Below are 23335 nucleotides of genomic sequence, written 5' to 3'. Positions count from 1 at the left end.
AGCACATTGACGAAACGGAAGCATCTTTCGGAAGCAACTGTCGAGACGGTGCTGGTGGCATGTCGGCGTCGATGCTGCCTGTGTTACTTCCTCAAGGGCAATCAGGAAGAGCGTAGAGGTCAGATCGCGCACCTGAACAAGCGGTCCGACGATGATCGGCTCGAAAACCTGGTGTGGCTTTGCCTCGAACACCACGACAGCTTCGACGGTAACACGAGCCAATCCAAAGGCTACACCCTGGGCGAGGTTCGCCATTGGCGGGACAAGTTGATCGAGACCTTGAGCGAGGCCGTGCTGCCCGCGGGCCAACCTATGGCTCGGATCGCAAGGGAGGTCGTCGCCGAGGCAGAAACCGACCCCGCGCATCGCTGGCGTTTTCCGCTCTGGCTCATAGCCAACCGCCCTGAATTCTTCGCCTATTCCGCGCCCGGGGCCGATGGAATCTGCACAATCGAACGGATTGACCTGCCCGATGGACGGATCGTTATCGCCTGCGTCGAAATGCCAGGTAATCCCGGCAAAAGCATCACGAACGCAGCGGAGTATATTTTCAGGCAGGTGTGTGAGCGTTTCGAGCTTTCTACGACCAGAGTCGTATGGCTCGAAAACTACGAGTTTTTCGATCGGGACGAGTGGCGGCAGGTCACATTCGGTGTCGATGGCTCGGCCGAGCCGGAGTGGACGACGATGACACCGGATATGTGGCGCGGGTTGCTGCTCAGCCCGAAGAGGCGAGTCACTGCCTCGTCCGCAGGTGAACTGCGCTCGAAGGTCCGGAAGCACTTTCCATGGCCGCCCGTGGAGATGGCGCTTGGGCTGGATTCGTGAGTGGCGACCGATTTTGTCGGTAGCCTTATCGACCGGGCAGCCGAACGCTCTCAATCCACGCAACGATCTCGCGCTCGCTCCAGCGCGCCGCCTTGGGCGATAGTTTATACGGCTTGGGAAAGGCACCTTCCGCAACCAGCGCGTAGATCTTGGATTTGCCCAATCCGACCAGGCTCTTCACATCAACGATGCGCAGCAGCCGGTCAGCCTTGTCCGTGCCTTCGCTCATGTTCAAACTCCTTCGAGCGTCTCACGAGCTTTCGCGAAAGCTCGGTCGCTGGCCAGAAATGCCGAGAGCATATGGGGTATGAGTTCGGTGATCGGCTCGGACTGGGCATAGGTCCTATTGTAGAGCGCCGCATAATCCGTGAGCGCCTTGTGCAGCTCGGGCGTTACGGTGATCGCCAGCTTGACCGGGGTCCGATCGGGCAGCCTTGCCAGTTTGATCTCGGGCATATCACCTCTCCGCCGTCTGCCAGGGGCGCATGACGATGTCCTTGTGCACGACGACGCGCAGCGGCCAGCCGGGCCGAACCCGGATCGTCGGCTGGATGTTGAGATTGCGGGTGACGAGCTGGTCGCCGGCGCGTGAACCGCTTTGCTGGGCGGATTCCCGGATCGCACGAACCAGGTCGCTCTCATTACTGCCGAAGCTCAATTGGGTGCCAACCCCGAGCAACGTCGACAGCGCGACACCCTTGAGCAGTTGCCAGGTGTGGACATCGACCTTGTCCGACAGTCCCGAATAACCGGCCGTGTCTGTCGCCGGCACGTTGTCGATCCGGACCGACGCGCCGTCGGGCAGGATGATGCGCTGCCAGACTACGAGGGCGCGTTTCTGGCCGAACGCCACGACACTGTCATAGCTACCGATCAGCCGCGAGCCCTGCGGGACCAGCAGAATCCGGCCGGTCACGCTGTCATAGGCGTTCTCGGTGACCTGCGCGGTAACGAGTCCTGGCAGATCGGAATCCAGCCCAGTGATGAGGCTGGCGCTGATGACGCTCCCCGCCATGAGCGTGTATGGCGACGGCGATGGCACCAGAGCATGCGGGTTGATGTCGCTGGTCCTATCCGTCGCCCCGACGAAATCGGCCTTGCGCTGCTGACCGTTGGGATCGCGATCAGGATCGAGGGCCATCCGCGCGGTGCTGGCGTCGGCCGATGGTGTGGCAGACGCCACTGTCGCTGGCTCCGCGGCAGCCGGTCGGTTCGCGCCCGATATCTGCATCATTACGGCGGACTCGCGGGCGGCCTTCTGCTCGGCGGCGAGGCGCTGGCGTTCCGCTTCGGCAGCCTGCGCCCGCTGATTGGCACCGACGGGCGGAATCGCAGCGCCGACCGACTGCTGATGCTCGAGGATTGGCTTCCCCAGGTCGCCCGGAAGCGGCGGACCCAGCTGGGGCACGTCACCATAACTCTTCGGCGCATTGGCGAGCGCATCGGCCGGGGCCTTCGTCGCGATGTCCGGGCGATCCTCATTTGCAGCGATGACATGGAATGTCGTCGGCTTCAGTGCGAACCAGGCGGCGCCCACGATCGCGGTCGAACCTAGTGCGGCGATGGCCACCACCGCCCCACGCCGGAAGCGCACGACCCGGCCGGGCGAGCCGCGCAGGACGAGCGTTTCGGGATCTGCCTTCGCCGGCGCTGGCTGTTCTGCGGCTTCCTTGCTCATGACGCCCTCCGGCGATCGTGGCGGCGCCCGTCGCCGCCCCGCGTGATCCGCACGACGGCTTGTTTCTTCTCGCCGAGCCGGAGTTCGGCGACATCGAACAGCCGGTCGACCACATAGAAGCGCCCGGAAACGCGATAGTTGACGAGTTGCGCATCGCCCTTCGGACCCACGACGAACAGTGGCGGCGCCTCTCCGACGGCCAGGCTCGGCGGAAATTCGATGAAGGTCTGACGACCGTCGTCGAATGCGCGAAGCGGACGCCAGTTCGGCCTGTCTCCCGTGATCGCATAGCCGAAGTTCAGTTGCTCGACGGCGAGTCCGCTGGCGACCGGCGTAGCGGCGCGCTGCTGGTCTGCCGCCCGTTTGATCGCCAGCAATTCGTCCTGCGGATAGGTCCAGGACAGGGCTGACATCGCCGTCGTGGCGGTGCTCTCTAGTTGGAGGTGGTAGGTGCGGCGATCGGTCGTGATGACAAGGTTGGTCGTCAGTCCCGCGATGAACGGCTTCACCAGGATATGGACACGCTTGGCGTCGCCGGTGCCGCTGGTGGTGTCGCCAACAACCCAGCGTGCGGTGTCGCCCGCCGCCACCGAGATGATGGTTTCGCCGGTCTGCAGTGCAATGTCGGTCACGAGTTCGGGTGCGGCGTAGAGCCGATAGAGCGCGCCGTCGCTGAACGGATAGATCTGCGCGGCATTTATGAACGCGCGGGCCTGCGGCTCCAGCGTCGCTTCGTGGTTAGCTGTACGGACGCGCCTCGCGGCGGGCGATAGCGGCTTCAGTCGATGACGAACCGCGGGCAGTGCGAGCGGAGGAGCGTCCGCGGCAGTCGGTGGTGTTGGAGCGACCGCGGGTGCTGGCTGGCTCGGCGCCGGGATGGTCGGCGTTGGGGCTGCGGTCTGGGCGTGCGCGGAGGAAGCGGCGACCAGCATGGTGGCAGCGAGCAGGGCGCGTTTCATTGACGGTTCTCCTGTGGGGACGGCGCCAGGGGCGCGAGGTTGGGATCGAGAGGCGAGCCGAGCGGGAGATTCGCCGGTGCCGCGGCCGGCGCTGGCCGTGGCGAAGGCGTCGCTATTGGTGCAGGCGCATCAAGTTCGCGGCTCCAGTCAATTGCATCGACGTAGAGCCCGAGGGGATTCTTCCTCAGCGTATCGGCGTTTTTCGGCGGCTTGACCGTGACCGTCAGGATCGCGGTCCAGCGCGAGGTGTCCGCAAGGCTTCCCCGATCGAACGCGGTCTCGGCCCACTTTACCTGGAACGATGTATCTGACGCGCGGACGACGCTGGTGACCTGCACCGACACGGTCTTGTCGCCGACATCCGCAAACGGGTTTGCGGAGCGGGCATATTCGCCGAGGAAGATGGCACCGCGCGGAGATACGAAGGCGTAAGCCGCCAGCCAGTTGTCGCGCATCAACACCGGGTCGAGCGATTTGGCCCGGATGTCGGTGATGAAACGGCCCAGGAACCACGCGATCTGCGGGTCGGTCGGGCGATAAGCGGTCGCGGCGGGCGCGATTGCCCGTGCTTCACCGAGCGCATCGACCTCGACGACATAGGGGACGACGCGGCTCTGCATTGATTGCCAGACCAGGCCGGCGGACAGTCCGGTCGTCAGGAACAATCCGCCGAATGCCATCAACCGCCAGTTGCGGGCCTGGACGCGGGCGGAACCGATCCGCTCGTCCCAGAGCTGCCCCGCACGCTGATAGGGTGTTTCGGGTTCGGGCGTTCGCCCGTAGCGCTGCACGGCGCGCTTGAATCGCATGGGGGCTACTCCTTTTCCTTGATGTCTGGGGTTGCGGACGCGCCGCCGCGATCACCCTGCTGGAGGGTGTGCAATGCGAGCTGACGATGGTGGCGGGCAGTCTGTTGGGCACGCAAATTGCGCGCCCAAGCCGGTGCGCCGTCGCCGGCACCTCCGCCTGCCGCGTTGCTTTCAGTCGACGCGCCGGAGGTCTGGTTGAGAGCGTTCCACGCGGCGGTACGACCACGCTCGGCCGCTGCGCTGAGTCCGAATGTGCTGCTGACCTTCTGTGCCGCAGCACCCTTGGCGGCGGCGGCCATGCCGCCGATCGCTGAGCCGCCGGTCTCTTTGCCGAGTTGCGCCGCTGTCGATGCGGCCGATCCCATCGTGGTGCCTGCGCGGATAGCGCCCAGGGCGCCGCCAGCCACTCCACGCGCCGCTGCGACGGCTGCCCCGCCGCCCATCGCGAACGCAGCACCTGCGCCGAGTGCGGTACCAACCGCCGCGCCCGCGCCGAGCTGCGGGGCGCCGGCGACGAGGCCGGACGCGATGCCGGGGCCGAAGATGCCGAGACCGAACAGCGAGATGCTGGCGAGCACGAGGCTCATGGCCTGGCCAATATCGGGCTCCTGGCCCTGCAGCGCCGCGATGAACTCGGAGAAAAAGCCCGAACCGATGCCCACAATAACGGCGAGCACCATCACCTTGATACCCGACGACACCACGTTGCCCAGCACGCGCTCAGCGAGGAAGCTGGTGCGATTCCAGAGAGAGAAGGGAACTAGCACGAAGCCGGCGAGCGTCGTCAATTTGAACTCGATGATCGTGATGAAGAGCTGCACCGCGAGGATGAAGAAGGCGAGGATCACGATCACCCAGGCAATCAGCAGCACCATGATCGTGATGAAATTGTCGAAGAAGGTCGTGAAGCCGAGCATTTGCGAAGCCTGATTCAGCAGCGGCCATGCGGCGGTGAAGCCGGTGCCAGCGAGCTTGCCGGGCTTCAGAAGATCGTCCGCGGTCATGCCACCGCCGCCGGCGGTCAGCCCGGCTTGCGCGAACGACTTGAAGATGATATCGGCCAGCGTCGAGAAGCTGTTCAGGATCAGCGCGAAGGCACCGACATAGAGAATCTTCTTGAGGAAGCGGCCGAGGATATTGTCCTCGCCGCCCATCGCCCAGAAAAGGCCGGCGAGCGTGATATCGATGCCGACCAGCACGGTGGTCAGAAAGTGGACGTCGCCGCCAAGCAACCCGAACCCGCTATCGATGTAGCGGATGAAGGCCTGCATGAAGCGGTCAATGACATTGAGGTCGCCCAAGGTCGGCAGCTTTCATTTTTGGTGTTGAAGGGTGTCGCGGGGTCCGGCGGCCATGAGGGGGGAAAGCCCATCGGACCCCGCGACGAGACGGCGCGCTCGGGGAGCAAGGGAGCGCGCCGCCTCAGCTCATTGCGGCGTGTAGGCTTGCCCGCTTCCGAGGAATTTCTGGGTCGCGGTGCGCGCTTCCTGCTCGGCCTGAACGCGGCGCGCGGCCTCGGTCGCGTCGGCACGGTATTGCGCTGCCATCAGGTTCTGGATCTGGAATTGCTGCTTGGCGGTGAGCGCCAGCAGCTGATTGGTGGCCTGCTGCGCTTGCAGCGCTCCTTCGGCACCCTGGCTACGCGCTATGATACCGCTCAACGTCGTCGCATCGGTCTGGACATTCTCGACCACCTGCGCCTGCACCGTCATCGCCTGCTGGAAGCTTGCCTTCGAGGCGTCCAGCCTGGTCTTGGCGGCGGCGACCTGCGCGTTGGTCGTGAGCGCGGCGCTGAAGCTGGTCGGATACAGCGAACGGAACTGCTGATCGAGATTGGCGACGCGGAACTGGATGCCCTGCGCCTGTCCCATCAGCTGATCGATCTGCTGAAGCGTCTGCGTGATCGCTTGCAGTTCGGGAAAGTTGATCGTCGTCAGGTTCTTCGCCTGATTGATGAGCGACTGGGCCTGGTTCTGGAGCGACCGGATCTGGTTGTTGACCTGCTGTAGCGTTCGCGCGGCGGTCAGCAGGTTCTGGCTATAGTTGCTCGGGTCGAACACCGTGAACTGCGCCTGGGCCGGCGTCGCCGTCATGGTGATGCCCATGACGAGCGATCCGGCGGCACCGAGGCCGATCGCGGACGCGACGAGATATTTGCGGAATCGGATACGCATTACACTTCTCCTGCTTGGGGGGCTTGGGGATCGGGAAAATCGGCGAGCAGGCTGACAGCCCAGTCGAGGCCGGCTTCACTCAGGAAGCCGGCAGCAAAATCATGCGCGCCATGCTCGGCGAGCTGCGCGTCGATGCGCGCCTGGGTCGCGGGATCGGACGCGCCGCACAGCGCCAGCGCGATCGGACCGAGACCGAGCTCGAATAGCCGGTTGCCGCGCGCCGATTGCAGATAATATTGCCGCTTCGGCGTCGCGCGGCTGATCAGTTCGATCTGGCGGTCGTTGAGACCGAACCGCTCATAGGCAGTTCGGCTCTGCGGCTCGATGGCACGGTCGTTCGGCAGCAAGATGCGCTGCGGACAACTTTCGATGATGGCCGGTGCGATCGAGCTGTTCGCGACATCGGCGAGGCTTTGCGTCGCGAACACGACCGCGACGTTCTTCTTGCGCAGTGTCTTCAGCCACTCGCGGATGCGCGCGGCGAACAGCGGGTGATCGAGGAAGATCCAGGCCTCGTCGAGTACGAGCAAGGTCGGCCGCCCGTCGAACCGCTCCTCGAGCCGGTGGAACAGATAGGTGAGCACGGGTGCTACGACGCCGGCCTGGCCCATCAGCGCCTCGGTCTCGAAGCACTGGACGTCGGCGATGGCGAGATCATCTTCGGCCGCGTCGAGCAGCCGGCCGAACGGTCCCTCCAAGGTATAGGGCGACAGCGCCGAGCGTAGCGCGGTCGACTGAAGCAGCAGCGACAGGCCGGTGAGCGTCCGTTCCTCGATCGGCGCGGTCGCGAGACTGTTCAGCGCCGACCAGAGCGATTCCTTGATCTCGGGCGTGACGGCGACATGCTCGTGGGTGAGCAGCGCCGCGATCCACTCGGCCGCCCAGGCACGTTCGTCGCCGCGGTCGATATGGCGCAGCGGCTGGAATGCGATTGCGCGCGCTTCGCCATCACGTTCGCCGCCGAGTCCCAGCGCATGATGCGCGCCGCCCATCGCCAGCACGGCGGCCCGTGCCGAAAAGCCCTTGTCGAAGACATAGACCTGCGGGCCCGGATAGCGCCGGAACTGTAACGTCAGCAGCGCGAGCAGGACCGACTTGCCGGCCCCGGTCGGACCGACGATCAGCATGTGGCCGACATCGCCGATATGGGTGCTCAGCCGGAACGGCGTCGAGCCGCTGGTCTCCGCATAGAGCAAAGGCGGTCCGTCGAGATGCGTGTTGCGGACCGGTCCCGCCCACACCGACGACAGCGGCATCAGATGCGCGAGGTTGAGCGTGTGAACCAGCGGCTGCCGGACATTCGCGTAAATCTGGCCGGGCAACGATCCGAGCCAGGCTTCGACCGCGTTGATGCTCTCGCGGATCGTCGTGAAGCCGAGCCCGTTGACGATCCGCTCGACGGCGCGAACCTTGCGCCCGGCCGCAGCGCGGTCGATGTCCGTGACCGTGATCGTCGTGGTGAGATAGCCGAAAGCGACATGATCGCCGCCGAGTGCCTGGAGCGCGAGATCGGCATCGACCATCTTGTTGTCGGCATCGCTGTCGAGCAGCTGGACGGGCTGGTTGTAGATCACCTCGCGCAGCAGCGCGGTCACCGACTTGCGTTTGTTGAACCATTGCCGGCGCAGCCTGGTCAGCGCCTTGGTCGCATCGGTCTTGTCGAGCGCGATGAATCTCGTGACCCAGCGATAGGCGAAATCCTGATGGTTGAGCGCGTCCAGGATTCCGGGCCGACTGACATTCGGAAAGCCGAGGATCGTCAGCGTGCGCAGATGCTGGTCGCCCAGCTTTGGTTCGAGCCCGCCGGTCAGCGCCGTGTCCACCAGCACGCTGTCGAGATACATCGGCGTCTCGGGGACAGTGACATCGTGACGCCGCTCAGAGATCGTGCCGTGCAGGAAGGTCAGCGTTTCCGCATCGTCGAGTGCTCGGACATCAGGCATGAAGCCGGACATCAGGTCGAGCGCGCGATCGGTCTCTGTGATGAAAACACCGAGCGCCTGTCGCCAATCTCGCCCTTTCACGTCATCACCGCGCTCGACCAGCGCGCGGCCTGCCGTGTCGGCCTGATCGGCCGGCGGCATATAGGTGAGCGTCAAATGGTAATGGCTCTCGAAATGCGCAGCCGCGCTCTCGAAGCCGGCACGACGTTCCTCGTCGACCAGCCACGATGCCGCGTCGGGAAAATTGCTGGCAGGATAACCGAGCGCCTCGCGCCGTTCGGCTTCGAAGTGTAACGCCCATCCGGTGCCGAAACGCCGCAGGACATTGTTCGCGCGGGCGCAGGCGGACACTAGTTCGGCCTCGGTCGCGGATTCGAGGTCGGGACCGCGGAACCGCGCGACGCGGGAGAAGCTGCCGTCCTTGTTGAGTACGACGCCGGGCGCGATCAGCGCCGCCCAGGGGAGATGGTCGGCGAGCCGGTCGGCACGGCTGCGATATTCACGCAGGCTCAGCATGCGAAATGTCCCTTTTGACGAAGGTGCCGGGCAATGACGGGCGCGAAATCGGGATCACGCTTGGCGGCGAGCACCGCGAGCGTGTGTCCAAACGCCCACACCACGAGCCCGGCAATCCATTGCTGGAGACCGATCCCGAGTGCGGCTGCGAGCGTGCCGTTGACGATCGCGATCGTCCGCGGCGCGCCGCCGAGCAGAATGGGCTCGGCGAGCGACCGGTGCAGCGGGGCCTCGAAGCCCTCGATATGGGCGCCGGTCCCGATCACGCGATCAGCGCCCCGCCGCCGAATGAGAAGAACGACAGGAAGAAGCTCGACGCAGCGAACGCGATGCTGAGGCCGAAGATGATCTGGATGAGCTTGCGAAATCCGCCCGCCGTCTCGCCGAACGCCAAGGTCAGGCCGGTGACGATGATGATGATCACCGCAACGATCTTGGCGACTGGACCCTGGACCGAATCCAACACCTGTTGCAGCGGCTGTTCCCACGGCATGCCGGTGCCGGCCGCGTGCGCGCGACTGGCGATGGTGAGCCCGAGGCCGAACACTGCACCGATAAGGAAGGTCGAGCGGCGATCGGGCAGTTTTTGAATAAGGCGCATGGTCATTCTCCTGGCTTGGGGATTGTGGGATCGGGGGTGAGGTCGAGGACAGCGTAACCGCCGTCGGGATCGACGCCGGCGACACGCGCGATCGTCTCGACGCGGCGTGCGAGACCGCGGCCGGCGATGAACACGATCACGTCGATGGCTTCGGCAATCAGCCGGCGCGGGACGGTGACGACCGTTTCCTGCACGAGCTGTTCGAGCCGGTAGAGCGCGGAGACCGCGCTATTGGCATGGACCGTGGCGATGCCGCCGGGGTGGCCGGTATTCCAGGCCTTGAGCATGTCGAGCGCTTCGGCGCCGCGCACCTCGCCGACGATGATGCGGTCGGGGCGAAGACGCAGCGTCGAGCGGACCAGATCGGCCATGCCGACTACGCCGGGCCGAGTACGCAGCGCCACAACATCGGATGCCGCGCATTGCAGTTCGCGCGTGTCCTCGATCAGGATCACGCGCTCGTCGAGGTGCGCCATCTCGGCGAGCAGCGCGTTGGCGAGCGTGGTCTTGCCCGACGACGTGCCGCCCGCGACCAGGATATTCTTTCGCTCGACGACGGCGAGCGACAGCAGCCGGGCAGTATCGGCCGGCATGATGCCGTCCATCACATAGTCGAGCAGAGTGTAGATCTTGGCGGCGGGCTTGCGAATCGAGAAGCACGGCGCGAGGCTGACCGGCGGAAGCACGCCTTCGAACCTTTCGCCGGCGCCCTCGCCATGCGGCGGCAGCTCGGCCGACACGATCGGCGACGCCGCATGAACCTCGGTGCGGGCGTGGCTGGCAACCAAGCGGATGATCCGCTCGACTTGCGCGGGATCATAGCGCGTGCCGGTATCGGTGCGGCCTTCGCCAAGCCGGTCGAGCCGCAGCGCGCCGTCAGGATTGACCATGATCTCGATAACGGCGGGATCGGCGAGTGCAGTCGCGATCGTCGGCCCCATCGCGGTGCGGAGCATCGCGCGGCGGCGATCGGATGAGAGTGTCTCGCTCATCGCCCCGCCTCCGCCTCGTCGGCTGCACCGATCGAGCGCTTGCCCGATCCGATCTGCCGACCGACCTGGCTGACAAAGGCCTCGAACCGTTCGCGCCCGACAGCGCGCGCGGCGGTATCGGCCTCTGGTAGCGGCGCCGTCACCGTCAACTGGTAGCGGACGAACAGCGACAGGCTTTCCAGCAGCACCTCGATGTCGCGGCGGGCATGACCGATCTCACGCGAGATGCGGTCAAGCCGGCCTTTGAGAAGATCGTCGATCTCCTTGGTGCCGCGCCGCGCGAGATAGGCGCCCAGCGCATCGCTGACGATCTGCGACTTGTTCGTGCCCGGCTTACGCGCCAGGTCATCGAGTGCGTCGCTCAGCGCCTGATCGATATAAAGGTTCTGGCGGAACTTCATCGCTCAGAGCCCCGGCAGCAGGTCGCGCCCGCCGGCTTCGTCGATGCCATAGCCCCGCGCGACGGCGCTCAACCCGCGGGCGCGGTCCATCGTCCTTTGATCGGCGGCGAGATCGCCTTCGTCCTGGTCGGCGGCAAGCAGGTCGAGCTGTTTCGGCTGCTCGGGTTTCGAGGGCGCTTCCTCGGCAAGGCCCGGATGGCGCTGCTGCTCGAGCCCACCATCTTCGCCCTCGGTCTCGGCAGCATCCTCGGTTCGGGCGAGCCGGGCATCGGGCCGGCGGGCGAGACTGCCCCAATCGTTCGATCGAGCCTGCGGCCGATCAGCATAGCGGCCGTCGGTCAGTTCGGGAGGCGCGGCAACGCGCACTCGGAAATTGCGGTCCTCATAGTAGCGCAGCTTCTGGGCGCGGATCGGGGCGAGTCCGGACACGAGCACCAGCTCGTCGGAAGGCGGAAGTTGCATCACCTCACCGGGCGTCAGCAGCGGCCGCGCGGTCTCCTGCCGGCTGACCATGACGTGCGCGAGCCAGGGCGCGAGCCGGTGGCCGGCATAGTTGCGCATCGATCGCTGTTCGGTGGCGGTGCCGAGTGCGTCGGAGATGCGCCGCGCCGTTCGCTCGTCGTTGGTCGCGAACGCGACGCGCACATGGCAATTGTCGAGGATACTGTTGTGCTCGCCATAGGCCTTCTCGATCTGGTTGAGGCTCTGAGCGATAAGGAAGGCACGCACGCCGTAACCGGCCATGAAGGCAAGGCTGGTTTCGAAGAAATCGAGGCGGCCGAGCGCCGGGAACTCGTCCAGCATCATCAGCAGCTTGTGGTTACGTTTCGCTGCGCCGACGCCATCGAGGCGTTCGGTCAGCCGGCGGCCGATCTGATTGAGGATCAGGCGGACCAGCGGCTTGGTGCGGCTGATATCGGACGGCGGAATGACGAGGTAGAGCGAGACGGGCTGTGCCGCCTCGACAAGATCGGCGATCCGCCAGTCGCAGCGCGATGTCACCTCGGCGACGGTCGGATCGCGGTAGAGACCGAGAAACGACATCGCAGTTGAGAGCACACCGCTGCGTTCATTGTCGGATTTGTTCAGCACCTCGCGGGCCGCCGAAGCCACGACGGGATGGACCTGCGGATTCTCCGTCGTGCCGAGATGATTAGTGGTCATCATCCGCTTGAGCGTGGCCACGAACGGACGCTGCGGATCGGACAGGAAGGTCGCTACGCGTGCGAGAGTCTTTTCTTCCTCGGCATAGAGGATGTGGAGGATCGCGCCGACCAGCAGCGAATGGCTGGTTTTTTCCCAGTGATTGCGACGCTCTAGCGCCCCCTCGGGGTCGACCAGAATGTCAGCGATGTTCTGAACGTCGCGGACTTCGTTGTCGCCACGGCGGACCTCCAGCAATGGATTGTACCGCGCCGATCGCGCATCGGTCGGGTTGAACATCAACGCATGGCTGAAGCGCGACCGCCAGCCGGCGGTCAGCTGCCAGTTCTCGCCCTTGATGTCGTGGATGACCGCCGAGCCGGTCCAACTCAGCAGCGTCGGAACGACCAGACCTACGCCCTTGCCACTGCGGGTCGGCGCGAACGCCATGACGTGCTCAGGGCCGTCATGGCGCAGATACCGACCGTGATGACGGCCGAGGAAGGCGCCGGCATCGCCGAGCAGTCCGGCGCTCTCCATCTCGCGAGCCTCGGCCCAGCGCGCGGAACCGTAGGTGGTGACGTGGCGCTGCTGGCGCGCGCGCCACAGCGAGCCGAAGATCGCGGCGGCGCAGCCGGCGAACCCGCTGGCGCCGGCAATCATACCCGCCCTGTCGAAGACGTGGGGCGCGTAGGCATCAAAGTGATACCACCAAGGGAAGATCGCCCAGGGCCGATAGACTGGCGTGTGGAACAGGGTGAACCAGGGAAGGCCAAGCTGCGGCTGATAGGCGAGCATCGCCGCCGCCCACTGCGTCGCCGTCCACAGGCCAGCGATCACGATCGCGAACACCACGATAATCTGGCCGATGAGCAGCTTGGTCGGGGTCATACGGGCGCTCCGCCCGAAGGGCGAAACAGCCGCTCGGGTTCATGCCCGCAAGGATCGGTTCAAATCGTCGATTGGAAAATTACGGTCTCGACGCGCCTCGACGCAGCCCGAGGCAGTTGGGTTGGGTCCGGTTTACCCACACGCGCTTGAGTAGGTGCGCGACGGGCAAAACTCGTGCCTTATAAACTCTGACTTGCGCGTGGTTTGATGCCCAGTGAGCGCGATGAGAATATTGGGCGGGCGTGGAAGCGCCTTGGCCCCCGCGGTAACCCAGAACGCTTCACCGCAACGAGCGGACAAGTGGCCTTGGTCAGGACTTCGATGATGCTAATGCCAGAACATGCTGGACCATGCGCCAGCTATAGTTCTTTGCCGCAATGACGCAGAACACGTAGACCAGAAACAGCGCCACGCCATAGACCAAGGCGCGCTCGCCATTGCCCGAGGCCCACCAGGCGAGCCATGGCAAGGGTATCATCACCAGGGCCGTAATCGTCCCAATATCACGTGCGGCGAGATAGCGTCCATGGGCGTCCAGCACGCCGACATCCTCTCTGAACTCGCGATAGATTCGATAGAAAAGCTGGTTCTGTTCCCTGCCCGCCGAAGGCAGCGGCCCATATTGAGCTTCGAGCGCTGCCATGTTGACATGACTGCTGAGCGGCCCGACGCGGGTGAAGGCCCGGCAGCCGGGAAGCGGATCACGCCAGCGCCAATGCATGATCCGATCGCGCCAGTCTGGATTGATCAAGCCGAGCAGCAAGAGTGACGCGACCACGATGAGCCCGAATGCAGCTGTGCCCGGCGCGGCTGCCGCCTCGAGTCGCGCCGCGAGCATGCGGCCGTTCATCGAAAGGAGGCGCAGCGGCTCGGCCGCGATCCAAGCGAAGGCCACGATATGTCCAATCATCGCGGCCCGGATCAGCCCCGCATTCTGCTCTTTGAGCGATTTGCCGTCAGCCATCGCTGTCCTTCCGGGGTGAAACCAGCGCATGAAAGCGCGCAGGCGTCGCTATCAGCAGAATCGATGGCGGCGCGCGTTCGGCGGCAAGATCGGCCGCGGTCTTCCAGTCGGTCGAAGACGGACCCTCGTCCCGCAGATGGCTGTGCCAGGTTCCCACGTCGAACAGGGTTCGCCCGCTTTGCTCATGCCGATTGCGGATGGCCGATTGCAGGCCGTCGGTCCCGAGCACGAACAATGTCGACGTTCGGCGGCTGTCGGCGGGCGCTTCGAGCAGATCGACGACGGTCACGGTCTTGAGCCGGGCGCTGGTCAAGCCGATCATGGCCCCGCCGGTTTCAACCGACGGACAGGCTTTGGCTTCGGCCCTGATCCTGTCCGCCACTCGCCGGGACAGTCGCAATTGCCACCCGTCGCTGCCGGCGATGGTGACCGTTTCGAACGCGGGAACGATATACCGAGTCCAACATGTCGAGGGACTGTCCTCATCTGCTGTGCCGATGACGATCAGCCCTTGCTGGATCGGCGTATCGAGCGCTCTGGAAATCTCCTGCGAGAGCGACGCCGTCATGGCCGACAGGCGCGCATCGTCCATCGTCATCGTCAACGAACCGCAACCCTGTCCGATCTGGATCTCGGTCAGGCCGCCCGCAGGGTCGAAAAGCAGCTCGGCGGCGCGACCACCGTCGTGGTTTGCGTAGAGTTCGGCGATCAGGTCGCAATGGCTCGGATTATGGCCCTTGCCATCGGCGAGCAGAAACGCGCCGCGACCGCGGCCGAAGAGCGCTGCCTCGAACAACTGTGCACGGAGGCGAGGCGTTGCAGCAGACACCAATGCCTCGCGAACCGACAGCGAAGCGGTCGAATTGATCGCTGCGCCTGCGGCTTTCGGTATGATCTGCTTGACGTGCTCGGGGTCGCGGAGATCGTGGCTGAGATCGCCTTTGTGTACTGTCGGCGCTGTGCCGAAGCCGACGAGTTCCTTTGCGAGTGCTTCGGCCTTGTTGTTGGAGACATGCTCCGCGCCAAGAGCATGTCGCGCCAAATTGTGCGGCCTCAGCGACGACTCGTCGCTCACCGCCACGATGTCTTGGCCCCCGCGCACCGCGTGCATGGCGAGCTTCGATCCGACGCTGCCGCAGCCTAGCACGGCAAGTCCGGCGCGTGCCGGAGCGCCGGACAACCCTTGCAGCAGCGCGGCGGTAAGCGCCTGGTAGTGCATCGCCGGCGCGACCGGCTCGTCGTCACCCAGCGCGAACAGCGAGGTGCGGTTCTGGTTGGCGCGTATCTCGACGACATAGGGTAGCAACTCGATGTCGGAAGTGCTGTCGATCAGATGGATCGGGCGCCGTACGCACAGAACGATGCCGATCGGGATCGGCGCGAGCAATGACATACCCGTAAAGCTGCGTTCGACATTGGCGAGGAAAGCTTGCAGGCCGCGCCCGCATCCGAGTTCGGCGGCCCGTGCACGCAGGTCGCGCAATGTTGCGACGCTCTCCGGCAAATAGGTCGCGCTGATACGCGGTGTACCGTCGGGATTTTTGTCAGGCCAGACCACGCCGACCACCGTATTGCCCAGGCTCGCGACGGGATCCGCCCGGCGCGAGGTGAATGTCTTGTCGTCCGCTTTCTGCGTAAGCGGCGTCTGCACGCCCTTGCTCGAGATCCACGTCTCGGTGGCGTCGTTGAGGCAAGCCTCGGGCGTGCCGCGACGGAAGAACCTGCCCTGCCATACGACCCACCCGCCGTTCTTGGTGACGGCATTGCGCGCGGCATCGGCGTCGATTTCGAGAATATCGCGAAAATCGCGGCGGAGCATGGGCTCCCAACCCTGTTCGGGATTGATCAGGTCGCTGATTGCAGCCTTGCGAAGCCAGATCGCGAGCTGCTCGACCAGATGGAAGATTCCATATTCGACCAGGCCGAACTGTAGGAAATATTCGTCCTGATCCCCCTCGACCAGGCACGGCCGAGGCGTCGCGGCGAATGGCATGAGATGGGGAAAGTTGCGCGGAAAATCTTCGCGCAGGTAGAAGCGCGGGGATTGCCAAGGATATGCTGCTGGAAGCTTGAGCACGACTGGCTCGCAGGTTCTGACGCCGCTCGAGCTGATGCCGTCGGCCTTCATGTCGAGCGGCATCTCGACATTCATGTCGATCCGGATGCGCGACCTGCCGCCTTCCGGGTCAAGCACCGCGCCGCCGACACATTCGGGATGGGTCAACGCGACGCGCAGAAGATGCTCCGCGGGATCGGTTCCCGCCTCGGTTGCCACTGGTTCAGCCGTGCGGACGCGCCTGGGCGGCAGTGGCACCGATTCCCAGAGCGGCAACCGCCGCCTTGGCGGCGCTCTTCACAACCTTCGTGATGCCGCTGGAAGTGATCTCATATTGGAGCGCGCGCTCCTCGTCCTCCCAGACGTCGGCGACGCAGATGAACCGATCGCTCTTGCCATCGACGATCGAGATATATTCGCGCTTGGCGCGATCGCTGGGCGGGTCGGCCTCGTCAGGGTCGATCGCTTTCGAGCTGGCGACGATGATCGCGCCTTTCCGAATTTGCGCCAGCGCGCTGCGCGCATCGTCGCAGACCTCCGCATCCTCGCCATAGGTCGAATAACTATCGTAGCTGAGGCTGTGCCACGAGCAGTGATGCGGCGCCTGGAGAATGTCGTAGCTGAGCCGGTCAGCCTGATAGGTCCCGTGCTTGCCCCACAGGCGCTCCCAGATGGCGACCTCGGCGTCACCGCCCGTTAGGAACCGACATTTGTCGAGGATGCCGCCGCCGCGGATCGAGAAGCGCAAGACGACCGAGGAATGATTCTTGCCGAGAAGCTCGTCCAGCTCTTCATCGTCGCTATGCGGGATCGGCGCGAGCAACCGTCCCTCGAAAGTGCCGGAAGCGACCCGGTTGAGCTTGGTGACAACGCCGTCGGCCTTAACGACGATCGCGAGGATATCGTCGGTCTTGCCGTCCTCGTCCTCGCCCATGATCTGGATGCGATCTCCCTCGACCGTGGCGGTGCCCTTCTCGCGGTAGAGAGCGACACGCCGCCGTGCCTCCTTCGCCCATGCCTTGGCATCGTCGCACAGCACGTGATCCTTGGAGGCACGGCGAAAAACGACCGGCGACGACCACATTTCCCGGATCAGGATCTTGTCGTCATCCTTCTTCCATTCGTCGGGCGGGCCGAGGTGGAAATGGGTTTCTAGGCCGCAGATATGATCCTTATCCGGATGGCTGAGCAGAAAGCCATCGACAAACAGCCGACCTTTTTCGTCGCGGGTCAGCCGGCCGCGCAAATCGGCCATGACATCAGGCGTATCGTCGTCATCGTTGTCTGCCGCCTTGCGCACATGCAGGTCGACGAGAAGTTTCTGGTCGTTGTCGAACGTGATCAGCGTCATATCGCCGTTGCCGACGGGGAAAAATGTGATTGAGGCAGTCATCGTAATCCCTTTTGGTCAAACGGCGTCAGCCGGGCAGCGCACAGCAATCTGACGGCGCCCGGCATCGACACTCATGCGTTGGGAGTGTCGCGGCCGTCCGGCTCGCGGGCGACGCCCTTGAACGGCTTGCCGTCGTCCTTGACACTCATCAGGTGGCCGGTGCGCTCATCGCGCTTCTGCCAGTGGCCATCAGGCCGCTGAAACTGGGTGCGACCCGTCACCGCACCGCGCCGAAACCCATCACCAGTATTTTTCGCCATATTTTCTGCCCTTTGCGTCTGCTCGCCGTCCTTCGTCGTTGATCCCTGTGATCATCGCGTCCATTGAATATGGGAATCACGCTTGAGACCGTCAAGAAACACGACGGGATATTTTTTTCGAATCGAGTTGTTGGAGGGTTTGGTGACGGAAGAGATAGGCGAAACGGTGCGCTGGGGCGTGCAACGGCGCCTCGAATTCATCGATTTCCGGCTCTTCTGGGACGGGCGCTTCAATCGTCGCGATCTGGCGGAGACCTTCGGAATCTCGGCGCAGCAAGCCTCATCCGACATTGCCCAATACACCGGCCTAGCGCCCGGGAACCTCGTCTACGACCAGACCCTGAAGGCCTATTTGCGCGCGCCGACCTACGAGCCCAAGCTGATGCACGCCTCGGCCGAACGCTACCTGCTGCAACTCGTCGCGATCGAGAATCGGTGGATGCGCCAGGAGGACACCTGGTTCGACAACACGCCGCCCATCGAGAATGTCTCGCTATTGCGTAAGCGCACGGATGCGCGAATCTTGCTGCACCTCCTCGACGCCATCAACCAGCGCGGCCAGTTGGAAATCCAGTACAAGTCGATCACGGGTTCGCCCGAACCGCGCCGCGTCATCGCGCCTCATGCGCTCTTTCATGCCGTGGGCCGGTGGTATGTCCGGGCTTGGTCGACCGAACATTCGGATTTTCGTGACTATAATCTGTTTCGGATCGATCAGGCCGGCGACATCACCGCGACCGCGATCGACCACACGCTCGATTTCGAGTGGATGCATGAGATCGACCTCATTCTCGCACCCAACCCGGCTCTATCCGAAAGCCAGCAGGCAGCGCTTCACGCCGAGTACGACATGACCGAGGGGAGGCTCGTTGTAACCAAGCGCCTGAGCCAGACATTCTACCTGATGACCGAGCACAATTTCGACGTCGCGCCCGATACACTGCCGCCGGGTAAGCAGCAGCTTGTGCTCCTCAATCGCGACGAGGTGGTCAATGCCCGAACCACGGCACGCAAACTGTCGATCGACGCGATCGAGCGAGCCTCTCGTTGAACATGGGCGTCGGCGATGAAGGGGTTTCTGCGATCCTGCTCTTCGGCAGTCGTGCGCGCGAGGATAATAGCCGGGGTTCGGACACCGATCTCCTGCTCGTTAGTCCGCCCGGCACGCCACAGCACAAGTCGATCGGCCACCTCTCGATGTTCTTCTATCCGTGGGAGAAGCTCGCGGCCGATGCGCGCGACGGAGATCTTTTCGTCTGTCACATCGTACACGAAGCCAAGCCGGTATTCGATCCGCTGGGCCAGCTTGATCAGCTACGGTCCGAGTTCAGGCTGCGGACGAGCTATGCTCGCGAAATCGCGCACGCCCGTGACCTTGGTTGGTTCCTCGATCGCCACGCTGGCGCGCTCAACTCCGATGTGGTCGTGCGACGCATGGTCTGGTGTATCCGCACGATCCTCATCGCGCGGCTTGCCGAGCGTGGCACGCCGGCTTTCGCGCCTGCCGCGCTGGCGATGGCGGCGCCTTCGGCCGCTGATCTGCTTGCCAATCGCCATCAACGCAGGCTGGATGTGACGATGCGGCAGCGGTTCCGGCAGTATCTGATGCGGGAGGGCGGGCCTCCGGCCTTGCCGGGCGAGGCGACGTTCGAGGACTATCGCGCCTTTTTCGTCCAGACCGGCAACAAGGTAGGATTGCAGACAATCGAACGCGGCGTCCGGTTGTCAGAAGACGATGACGACTACTACCGCTGATCGGCATCGAACACCGGTGCGATCGGTTTCATAGGTCAACCAGGAGGATGCCTTAGACCCGTCGTCGATTTTTGCCTCTTCAGGTTGGGGAGATCGCGCGTTACAAAACCTCTGAGAGATTTTGATTCTATCTGAGGATTTGTCACATGGCCTCGGCGCCAGCAACCCAGCGCGACCGCCTGCGCAACCTGCTCGTCCAACACCCCGTCGCGCGCGCGCAGGAACTCCGCAACGAAGGAATCGCCGCCGCGACGATCGCGCGCGCTGTAAAGGATGGCGAGATCGAACGTATCGGCCGTGGACTCTACCAGCGACCCGAAGCGCCGATCGACGTCGCCCACGCGCTCGCCGAAACCGCGAAACGGATCCCCAAGGGCGTGATCGCAATGATCTCGGCGCTGGCCTTCCACGGGCTCACCGATCAGATGCCGCGCAAGGTCTGGGTCGCGATCGGGCCGGGCGACTGGTCACCTGTCCCTTCCTATCCGCCGACCCGGATTGTCCGCTTCAGTGAAAAATATCTGCAGGAGGGAATCGAGCATCACATGATCTCGGGCATCAGCGTTCCGATCTACTCGGTCCCAAAGACGCTCGCCGACCTGTTCCGTAATTCCAAGCTGGTCGATCGCTCGGTAGCGATGGAAGGGCTGCGCGCCGCACTTGAACAACGCAAGGCCACACCGGGGGCGATCGCCGAAGCAGCAAAGGCCGGCGGCGCCTGGCGCATCATGCGGCCTTATCTCGAGGCGCTCACGTTCAATGGCTAGGGAGTCGGTCAACCGGGCGGCGTCGGTCAAGGATCGACTGCTCAACCTTGCTCGGCGCGATGGCCGTGTCTTCGACGTCGTGCTTGTGCGCTACGCATTGGAACGCCTGCTCTATCGGCTGTCGGTCTCCGAGCACCGCGATCGCTTCGTGCTGAAGGGCGGCATGCTGGTCATGATCTGGCTGGCCGGGGACAATCGCGAAACCCGCGACGCGGATTTCCTCGGCCATGGCGATGCCAGTGAAGCGACAATCCGGGCGACGTTCGCCGAGATCATGGCAATCGCGAGCGATGATGGTCTGCGGTTTGACATCGACAACATGACCGCCACGACCATCCGTGACGACATGGAATATGGCGGCATCCGCCTGCGCGTGCCGGCCTATCTGGAACGGACCCGGATACCGATGGTGATCGACATCGGCTTTGGCGACGCGCTGCCCGCGCCGCCCGACGAACTGGACTATCCGACCCTTCTCGACATGGAGGTGCCACGGATTCGTTCCTATCCGCCGGTCACCGTCATCGCCGAGAAGTTTCAGGCGATGGTCGCGCTCGGCATCGGCAATGGCCGGATGAAGGACTATTATGATCTTTGGGCGCTGCCGCAGGTCATGCCGATCACCGACGACGACCTGGATGCAGCGATCCAGGCGACGTTCGAACGGCGCCGGACCGATATCCCCCGCTCGCGGCCGCCCGGCTTGTCGCGCGAGCTGGTCGATGACGAGACTAAGCAGCGCCAATGGCGCGCCTACGCCGCGTCGATCGAACTCGAAGGCGTATCGTTGGCCGAAGTCGTTGAGGCGATCTGGGCGTTCGTCGGATCGTCCTGCCAGCGGCTGACGGAACGCTGATCCACCGACCTCATGAAATGCTCGGCCCGCTCCGCCCACGCCCGAAGCTCCAGCTGATCCCGTCGCCGCGCATGATACCGGACACACTCTTGCCGACATGGCGGTCGAGCACCGGCCGCCACGGTACGAGCGTGAACTCGCGAGACTTCTCGACCAGCGCGAACCGCCCGCTCATTGTGTCGACCGGTCGGCGATAGACGCCGCTCACGCGCGCGTCGGTCTCGCTCTCGACGAACGGTATCCCAATTTCGCGCGATAGCTGCGCACCAACACGGAGCAACTCGCGGCGCTGCAGCGCCGCGATCATGCCAGCGCGGTAGGCGACACGCCCGTCTATTTCTTCGGCAAACCCCTGCGCGATCAGCCATTGCCGCCGCTGCACCTGAGCATTGCGGGCATCATGCCCGAACCCCGCATCGCGCAGCGGCGCCGGATCGGCGGCGACCAGCTCACGGTCGAGCCAGGTAGCAGCCTCGGCGCCGATCAGCTTTTCCAGCGGCTGCGGAGAAAGCGTTTCGACCGCCACCGGCCGCTCTTTCGATCGTGCCGCTTCATAAGCAGCGGCACGATCGAGATGATCGGCCGCAACGATCCATGTCCCGTCGGCCTCGCGCGTGACGCCGCCGGTCAGTCGCCGCATCGCCTCGAGCCGTCGGACATGGGTTTCGGCGAACGCTTCGGTCGCGGACGGGTCATGACGAAGATGCGCATCGACATCGTAGCGCCCGCCATTGGCGGCAGCGACGGTCGCGACGGTTCGGTCGGCCTCCCGGACACCGACCGAAACCGGCTCGATCCGCACGATCGCACCGCTCCCTTGCGGCTCGACATTCTCGCCTTTGCCGATCTCGACATAATGCATCCGGCCATCGGTCGCCTCGACCAGCAGATAGTGGCGATCGTTCAGCTCGTCGGACAGACCGCGTTCGATCACGCGACCAACCAGCGGCCGGACATTCGCCGCGGCGGGGTCGTAGATCGCCTGATCAGCAAGCGCCGGCGTTGCCCCACGCGCGGTGAAAGCGCGCTGCATCGTGCGGATGATATCGCCACGTTCGCCCATGCGCCTCAGTGTGTCGGTGAGATCGGGAGCAAGCCGCCAGGTCGAAGTGCCCATCTGCGTGGCGAGACCGAGGCGTTCGAGCTTGCGCAGCCGACCCATCCGCATGGTCTGGTCGAAGGCATCGCTTGCACCCGAGCTGACGAGCCGGCCGGCATCGGCGTCGCGCAGCAAGGTGCGGTCGATGCTGGTCAGGCGTTCCTGATCGACCTCGCCGCGCAGCTTGTCCTTGATCGCGTCGGTCGTGCGCGGACCGAGATCGAGATCGACCAGCTCGGCGGCGCGTTCACGCATGCCCTGGGTGATATATTCGCGGGCGATGATCAGGTCCTTGCCGCGATCATCCTTGCCGCGCAGGATGATGTGGGTGTGGGGGTGGCCAGTGTTGAAGTGATCGACCGCCACCCAATCGAGTTTCGTGCCGAGATCCTCTTCCATGCGCGCCATCAGCCGCCGGGTCAGGTCTTTCAGATCGTCATACTCGGCGCCGTCCTCCGGCGAGACGATGAACCGGAACTGATGACGGTCACCCTGCGCCTGGTCGAGCCAGGCCTTGCCATCGACCTTGTCGGCATCGGCGCCGTAGAGCTGGCCGCGCCCGCCGTCGCGGGTCGTGCCGTCGCGTTCGATATAGCGCATATGGGCGCGTGCCGCTGCGAAGCCCTTGCCAGCGAGTTTCACGATCCGCGATTTGATGATGACGCGGCGCGCCCGGAACGCAGCATAGCGATCGCGGCTGCCGAGCACGCGCCCAACCCCCGAGCCGCGCCCGATCCGGCTGCCATCGAAGCGACTGCGCCGGCCCGGCGCCGCACTGCCGCCGCGAGCGAGATTGGCGACCGCGAGAACCTTGGACAGGAACTTGCGCCCCTGCTTGCTGCCCTTGGCGCGCATGCGCCCTATGCGGGGTTCGAAATCGTCGTCGCTGAACATGCCGGACACCGGAAATGCGGAAGTAAATGCCGATCATGACTCCGCGCCGCACGGCTGAAAACCGGTGCCAAATTTGACGAGGATTTCTGCGGTGTTGGGCATGCGATGGCACCACAATCCGCCGCTTGGTGCCAACTGCCTCTAGAAAAACGATGTGCAGACAATAGCTTATGGCGTCCGGTCGCAGACCGGCACCATTGCTTCATCTTGCCTTACGCCGAATTGCCCCGTAACCGTCCGAAGTTCGCACATTGTTCTGCGTTTTTGTGGATGACCATATCGCCTCCGATCTGATGACGAGGTGGGTGAATGGGACGGCGACTTTTCGACAACCCGGCCAAGCGGTCGTGGTGGCA

Annotated in this window: 23 protein-coding genes; 5 read left to right on the top strand and 18 right to left on the bottom strand. The window is 64.3% G+C overall.

Going from position 1 to position 23335, the window contains the following annotated elements; all coding sequences use genetic code 11:
* Window positions 1-6: 6 nt before the first annotated feature.
* A complete protein-coding gene (locus GO308_RS00115; RefSeq protein WP_240883455.1) occupies window positions 7-828 on the top strand; it encodes a hypothetical protein in 822 nt (273 codons plus the stop codon).
* A gap of 25 nt (window positions 829-853) precedes the next feature.
* Here GO308_RS00115 and GO308_RS00110 read toward each other — a convergent pair whose 3' ends face one another.
* From GO308_RS00110 to GO308_RS00030, 17 genes are all read right to left on the bottom strand, one after another.
* Window positions 854-1057, bottom strand: coding sequence for an AlpA family phage regulatory protein (locus tag GO308_RS00110; protein ID WP_240883454.1), 204 nt, complete (start codon window positions 1055-1057; stop codon window positions 854-856).
* Window positions 1058-1059: 2 nt separating this feature from the next.
* A complete protein-coding gene (locus GO308_RS00105) occupies window positions 1060-1284 on the bottom strand; it encodes a DUF2274 domain-containing protein (protein WP_240883453.1) in 225 nt (74 codons plus the stop codon).
* 1 nt (window position 1285) lies between these two features.
* Entirely contained in the window at window positions 1286-2506 is a 1221-nt protein-coding gene (locus tag GO308_RS00100; RefSeq protein ID WP_240883452.1) for a TrbI/VirB10 family protein, read from the bottom strand.
* Window positions 2503-3465, bottom strand: coding sequence for a P-type conjugative transfer protein TrbG (trbG, locus tag GO308_RS00095; RefSeq protein WP_240883451.1), 963 nt, complete (start codon window positions 3463-3465; stop codon window positions 2503-2505). Before trbG ends, GO308_RS00100 begins: the two co-directional genes overlap by 4 nt.
* Window positions 3462-4274 (bottom strand): conjugal transfer protein TrbF, encoded by an 813-nt coding sequence (gene trbF / locus GO308_RS00090; protein WP_240883450.1) that lies wholly within the window; start codon window positions 4272-4274, stop codon window positions 3462-3464. Before trbF ends, trbG begins: the two co-directional genes overlap by 4 nt.
* Window positions 4275-4279: 5 nt before the next feature.
* Entirely contained in the window at window positions 4280-5575 is a 1296-nt protein-coding gene (gene trbL, locus GO308_RS00085; protein WP_240883449.1) for a P-type conjugative transfer protein TrbL, read from the bottom strand.
* A 126-nt stretch (window positions 5576-5701) separates the two neighbouring features.
* Window positions 5702-6448, bottom strand: a complete 747-nt coding sequence (gene trbJ / locus GO308_RS00080; protein ID WP_240883448.1) for a P-type conjugative transfer protein TrbJ — start codon at window positions 6446-6448, stop codon at window positions 5702-5704.
* A complete protein-coding gene (gene trbE, locus GO308_RS00075; RefSeq protein ID WP_240883447.1) occupies window positions 6448-8907 on the bottom strand; it encodes a conjugal transfer protein TrbE in 2460 nt (819 codons plus the stop codon). Before trbE ends, trbJ begins: the two co-directional genes overlap by 1 nt.
* Window positions 8901-9173 carry a VirB3 family type IV secretion system protein gene (locus tag GO308_RS00070; protein WP_240883446.1) on the bottom strand — a complete coding sequence of 91 codons (273 nt, stop codon included), beginning with the start codon at window positions 9171-9173 and terminating at the stop codon, window positions 8901-8903. Before GO308_RS00070 ends, trbE begins: the two co-directional genes overlap by 7 nt.
* Window positions 9170-9514, bottom strand: a complete 345-nt coding sequence (locus GO308_RS00065; protein ID WP_240883445.1) for a TrbC/VirB2 family protein — start codon at window positions 9512-9514, stop codon at window positions 9170-9172. The genes GO308_RS00070 and GO308_RS00065 overlap by 4 nt, the downstream gene beginning before the upstream one ends.
* The gene (gene trbB / locus GO308_RS00060; RefSeq protein WP_240883444.1) at window positions 9511-10500 is read right to left on the bottom strand and encodes a P-type conjugative transfer ATPase TrbB; all 990 of its coding nucleotides are present in this window, start codon (window positions 10498-10500) and stop codon (window positions 9511-9513) included. Before trbB ends, GO308_RS00065 begins: the two co-directional genes overlap by 4 nt.
* A complete protein-coding gene (locus tag GO308_RS00055) occupies window positions 10497-10901 on the bottom strand; it encodes a CopG family transcriptional regulator (RefSeq protein WP_240883443.1) in 405 nt (134 codons plus the stop codon). The genes trbB and GO308_RS00055 overlap by 4 nt, the downstream gene beginning before the upstream one ends.
* Before the next feature lie 3 nt (window positions 10902-10904).
* Window positions 10905-12935, bottom strand: a complete 2031-nt coding sequence (locus GO308_RS00050; RefSeq protein WP_240883442.1) for a conjugal transfer protein TraG — start codon at window positions 12933-12935, stop codon at window positions 10905-10907.
* A gap of 310 nt (window positions 12936-13245) precedes the next feature.
* Window positions 13246-13899 carry a hypothetical protein gene (locus GO308_RS00045; RefSeq protein ID WP_240883441.1) on the bottom strand — a complete coding sequence of 218 codons (654 nt, stop codon included), beginning with the start codon at window positions 13897-13899 and terminating at the stop codon, window positions 13246-13248.
* Window positions 13892-16174 carry a Mov34/MPN/PAD-1 family protein gene (locus GO308_RS00040; protein ID WP_240883440.1) on the bottom strand — a complete coding sequence of 761 codons (2283 nt, stop codon included), beginning with the start codon at window positions 16172-16174 and terminating at the stop codon, window positions 13892-13894. Before GO308_RS00040 ends, GO308_RS00045 begins: the two co-directional genes overlap by 8 nt.
* Before the next feature lie 4 nt (window positions 16175-16178).
* Entirely contained in the window at window positions 16179-17348 is a 1170-nt protein-coding gene (locus tag GO308_RS00035) for a hypothetical protein (protein ID WP_240883439.1), read from the bottom strand.
* Between the two features lie 71 nt (window positions 17349-17419).
* Window positions 17420-17608 carry a hypothetical protein gene (locus GO308_RS00030; protein WP_008600975.1) on the bottom strand — a complete coding sequence of 63 codons (189 nt, stop codon included), beginning with the start codon at window positions 17606-17608 and terminating at the stop codon, window positions 17420-17422.
* Window positions 17609-17738: 130 nt separating this feature from the next.
* Here GO308_RS00030 and GO308_RS00025 point away from each other — a divergent pair, with 130 nt between their 5' ends.
* The 4 genes from GO308_RS00025 (at window position 17739) to GO308_RS00010 (ending at window position 20986) form a co-directional block, all read left to right on the top strand.
* Entirely contained in the window at window positions 17739-18659 is a 921-nt protein-coding gene (locus GO308_RS00025) for a WYL domain-containing protein (protein ID WP_240883438.1), read from the top strand.
* 2 nt (window positions 18660-18661) lie between these two features.
* Window positions 18662-19363, top strand: a complete 702-nt coding sequence (locus GO308_RS00020; RefSeq protein ID WP_276616339.1) for a nucleotidyltransferase domain-containing protein — start codon at window positions 18662-18664, stop codon at window positions 19361-19363.
* A gap of 146 nt (window positions 19364-19509) precedes the next feature.
* Window positions 19510-20130 carry an AbiEi antitoxin N-terminal domain-containing protein gene (locus tag GO308_RS00015; protein WP_240883436.1) on the top strand — a complete coding sequence of 207 codons (621 nt, stop codon included), beginning with the start codon at window positions 19510-19512 and terminating at the stop codon, window positions 20128-20130.
* Window positions 20123-20986 carry a nucleotidyl transferase AbiEii/AbiGii toxin family protein gene (locus GO308_RS00010; RefSeq protein ID WP_240883435.1) on the top strand — a complete coding sequence of 288 codons (864 nt, stop codon included), beginning with the start codon at window positions 20123-20125 and terminating at the stop codon, window positions 20984-20986. The genes GO308_RS00015 and GO308_RS00010 overlap by 8 nt, the downstream gene beginning before the upstream one ends.
* A 10-nt stretch (window positions 20987-20996) precedes the next feature.
* Here GO308_RS00010 and rlxS read toward each other — a convergent pair whose 3' ends face one another.
* On the bottom strand, window positions 20997-22979 hold the full coding sequence (gene rlxS / locus GO308_RS00005; RefSeq protein WP_240883434.1) for a relaxase/mobilization nuclease RlxS: 1983 nt from the start codon (window positions 22977-22979) through the stop codon (window positions 20997-20999).
* Between the last annotated feature and the right edge of the window lie 356 nt (window positions 22980-23335).

The organism is Sphingomonas sp. SFZ2018-12 (assembly GCF_022496715.1).
GTDB lineage: Bacteria > Pseudomonadota > Alphaproteobacteria > Sphingomonadales > Sphingomonadaceae > Sphingomonas.
This window is presented reverse-complemented; position numbering and strand designations above follow the sequence as displayed.

Bases quoted from the DNA above. Each gene is read 5' to 3' on its own strand.
- GO308_RS00110 (WP_240883454.1), bottom strand. From the start codon at position 1,057: ATGAGCGAAGGCACGGACAAGGCTGACCGGCTGCTGCGCATCGTTGAT.
- GO308_RS00105 (WP_240883453.1), bottom strand. From the start codon at position 1,284: ATGCCCGAGATCAAACTGGCAAGGCTGCCCGATCGGACCCCGGTCAAG.
- GO308_RS00100 (WP_240883452.1), bottom strand. From the start codon at position 2,506: ATGAGCAAGGAAGCCGCAGAACAGCCAGCGCCGGCGAAGGCAGATCCC.
- trbG (WP_240883451.1), bottom strand. From the start codon at position 3,465: ATGAAACGCGCCCTGCTCGCTGCCACCATGCTGGTCGCCGCTTCCTCC.
- trbF (WP_240883450.1), bottom strand. From the start codon at position 4,274: ATGCGATTCAAGCGCGCCGTGCAGCGCTACGGGCGAACGCCCGAACCC.
- trbJ (WP_240883448.1), bottom strand. From the start codon at position 6,448: ATGCGTATCCGATTCCGCAAATATCTCGTCGCGTCCGCGATCGGCCTC.
- trbE (WP_240883447.1), bottom strand. From the start codon at position 8,907: ATGCTGAGCCTGCGTGAATATCGCAGCCGTGCCGACCGGCTCGCCGAC.
- GO308_RS00065 (WP_240883445.1), bottom strand. From the start codon at position 9,514: ATGACCATGCGCCTTATTCAAAAACTGCCCGATCGCCGCTCGACCTTC.
- trbB (WP_240883444.1), bottom strand. From the start codon at position 10,500: ATGAGCGAGACACTCTCATCCGATCGCCGCCGCGCGATGCTCCGCACC.
- GO308_RS00055 (WP_240883443.1), bottom strand. From the start codon at position 10,901: ATGAAGTTCCGCCAGAACCTTTATATCGATCAGGCGCTGAGCGACGCA.
- GO308_RS00050 (WP_240883442.1), bottom strand. From the start codon at position 12,935: ATGACCCCGACCAAGCTGCTCATCGGCCAGATTATCGTGGTGTTCGCG.
- GO308_RS00045 (WP_240883441.1), bottom strand. From the start codon at position 13,899: ATGGCTGACGGCAAATCGCTCAAAGAGCAGAATGCGGGGCTGATCCGG.
- GO308_RS00035 (WP_240883439.1), bottom strand. From the start codon at position 17,348: ATGACTGCCTCAATCACATTTTTCCCCGTCGGCAACGGCGATATGACG.
- GO308_RS00030 (WP_008600975.1), bottom strand. From the start codon at position 17,608: ATGGCGAAAAATACTGGTGATGGGTTTCGGCGCGGTGCGGTGACGGGT.
- GO308_RS00020 (WP_276616339.1), top strand. From the start codon at position 18,662: ATGGGCGTCGGCGATGAAGGGGTTTCTGCGATCCTGCTCTTCGGCAGT.
- GO308_RS00015 (WP_240883436.1), top strand. From the start codon at position 19,510: ATGGCCTCGGCGCCAGCAACCCAGCGCGACCGCCTGCGCAACCTGCTC.
- GO308_RS00010 (WP_240883435.1), top strand. From the start codon at position 20,123: ATGGCTAGGGAGTCGGTCAACCGGGCGGCGTCGGTCAAGGATCGACTG.
- rlxS (WP_240883434.1), bottom strand. From the start codon at position 22,979: ATGTTCAGCGACGACGATTTCGAACCCCGCATAGGGCGCATGCGCGCC.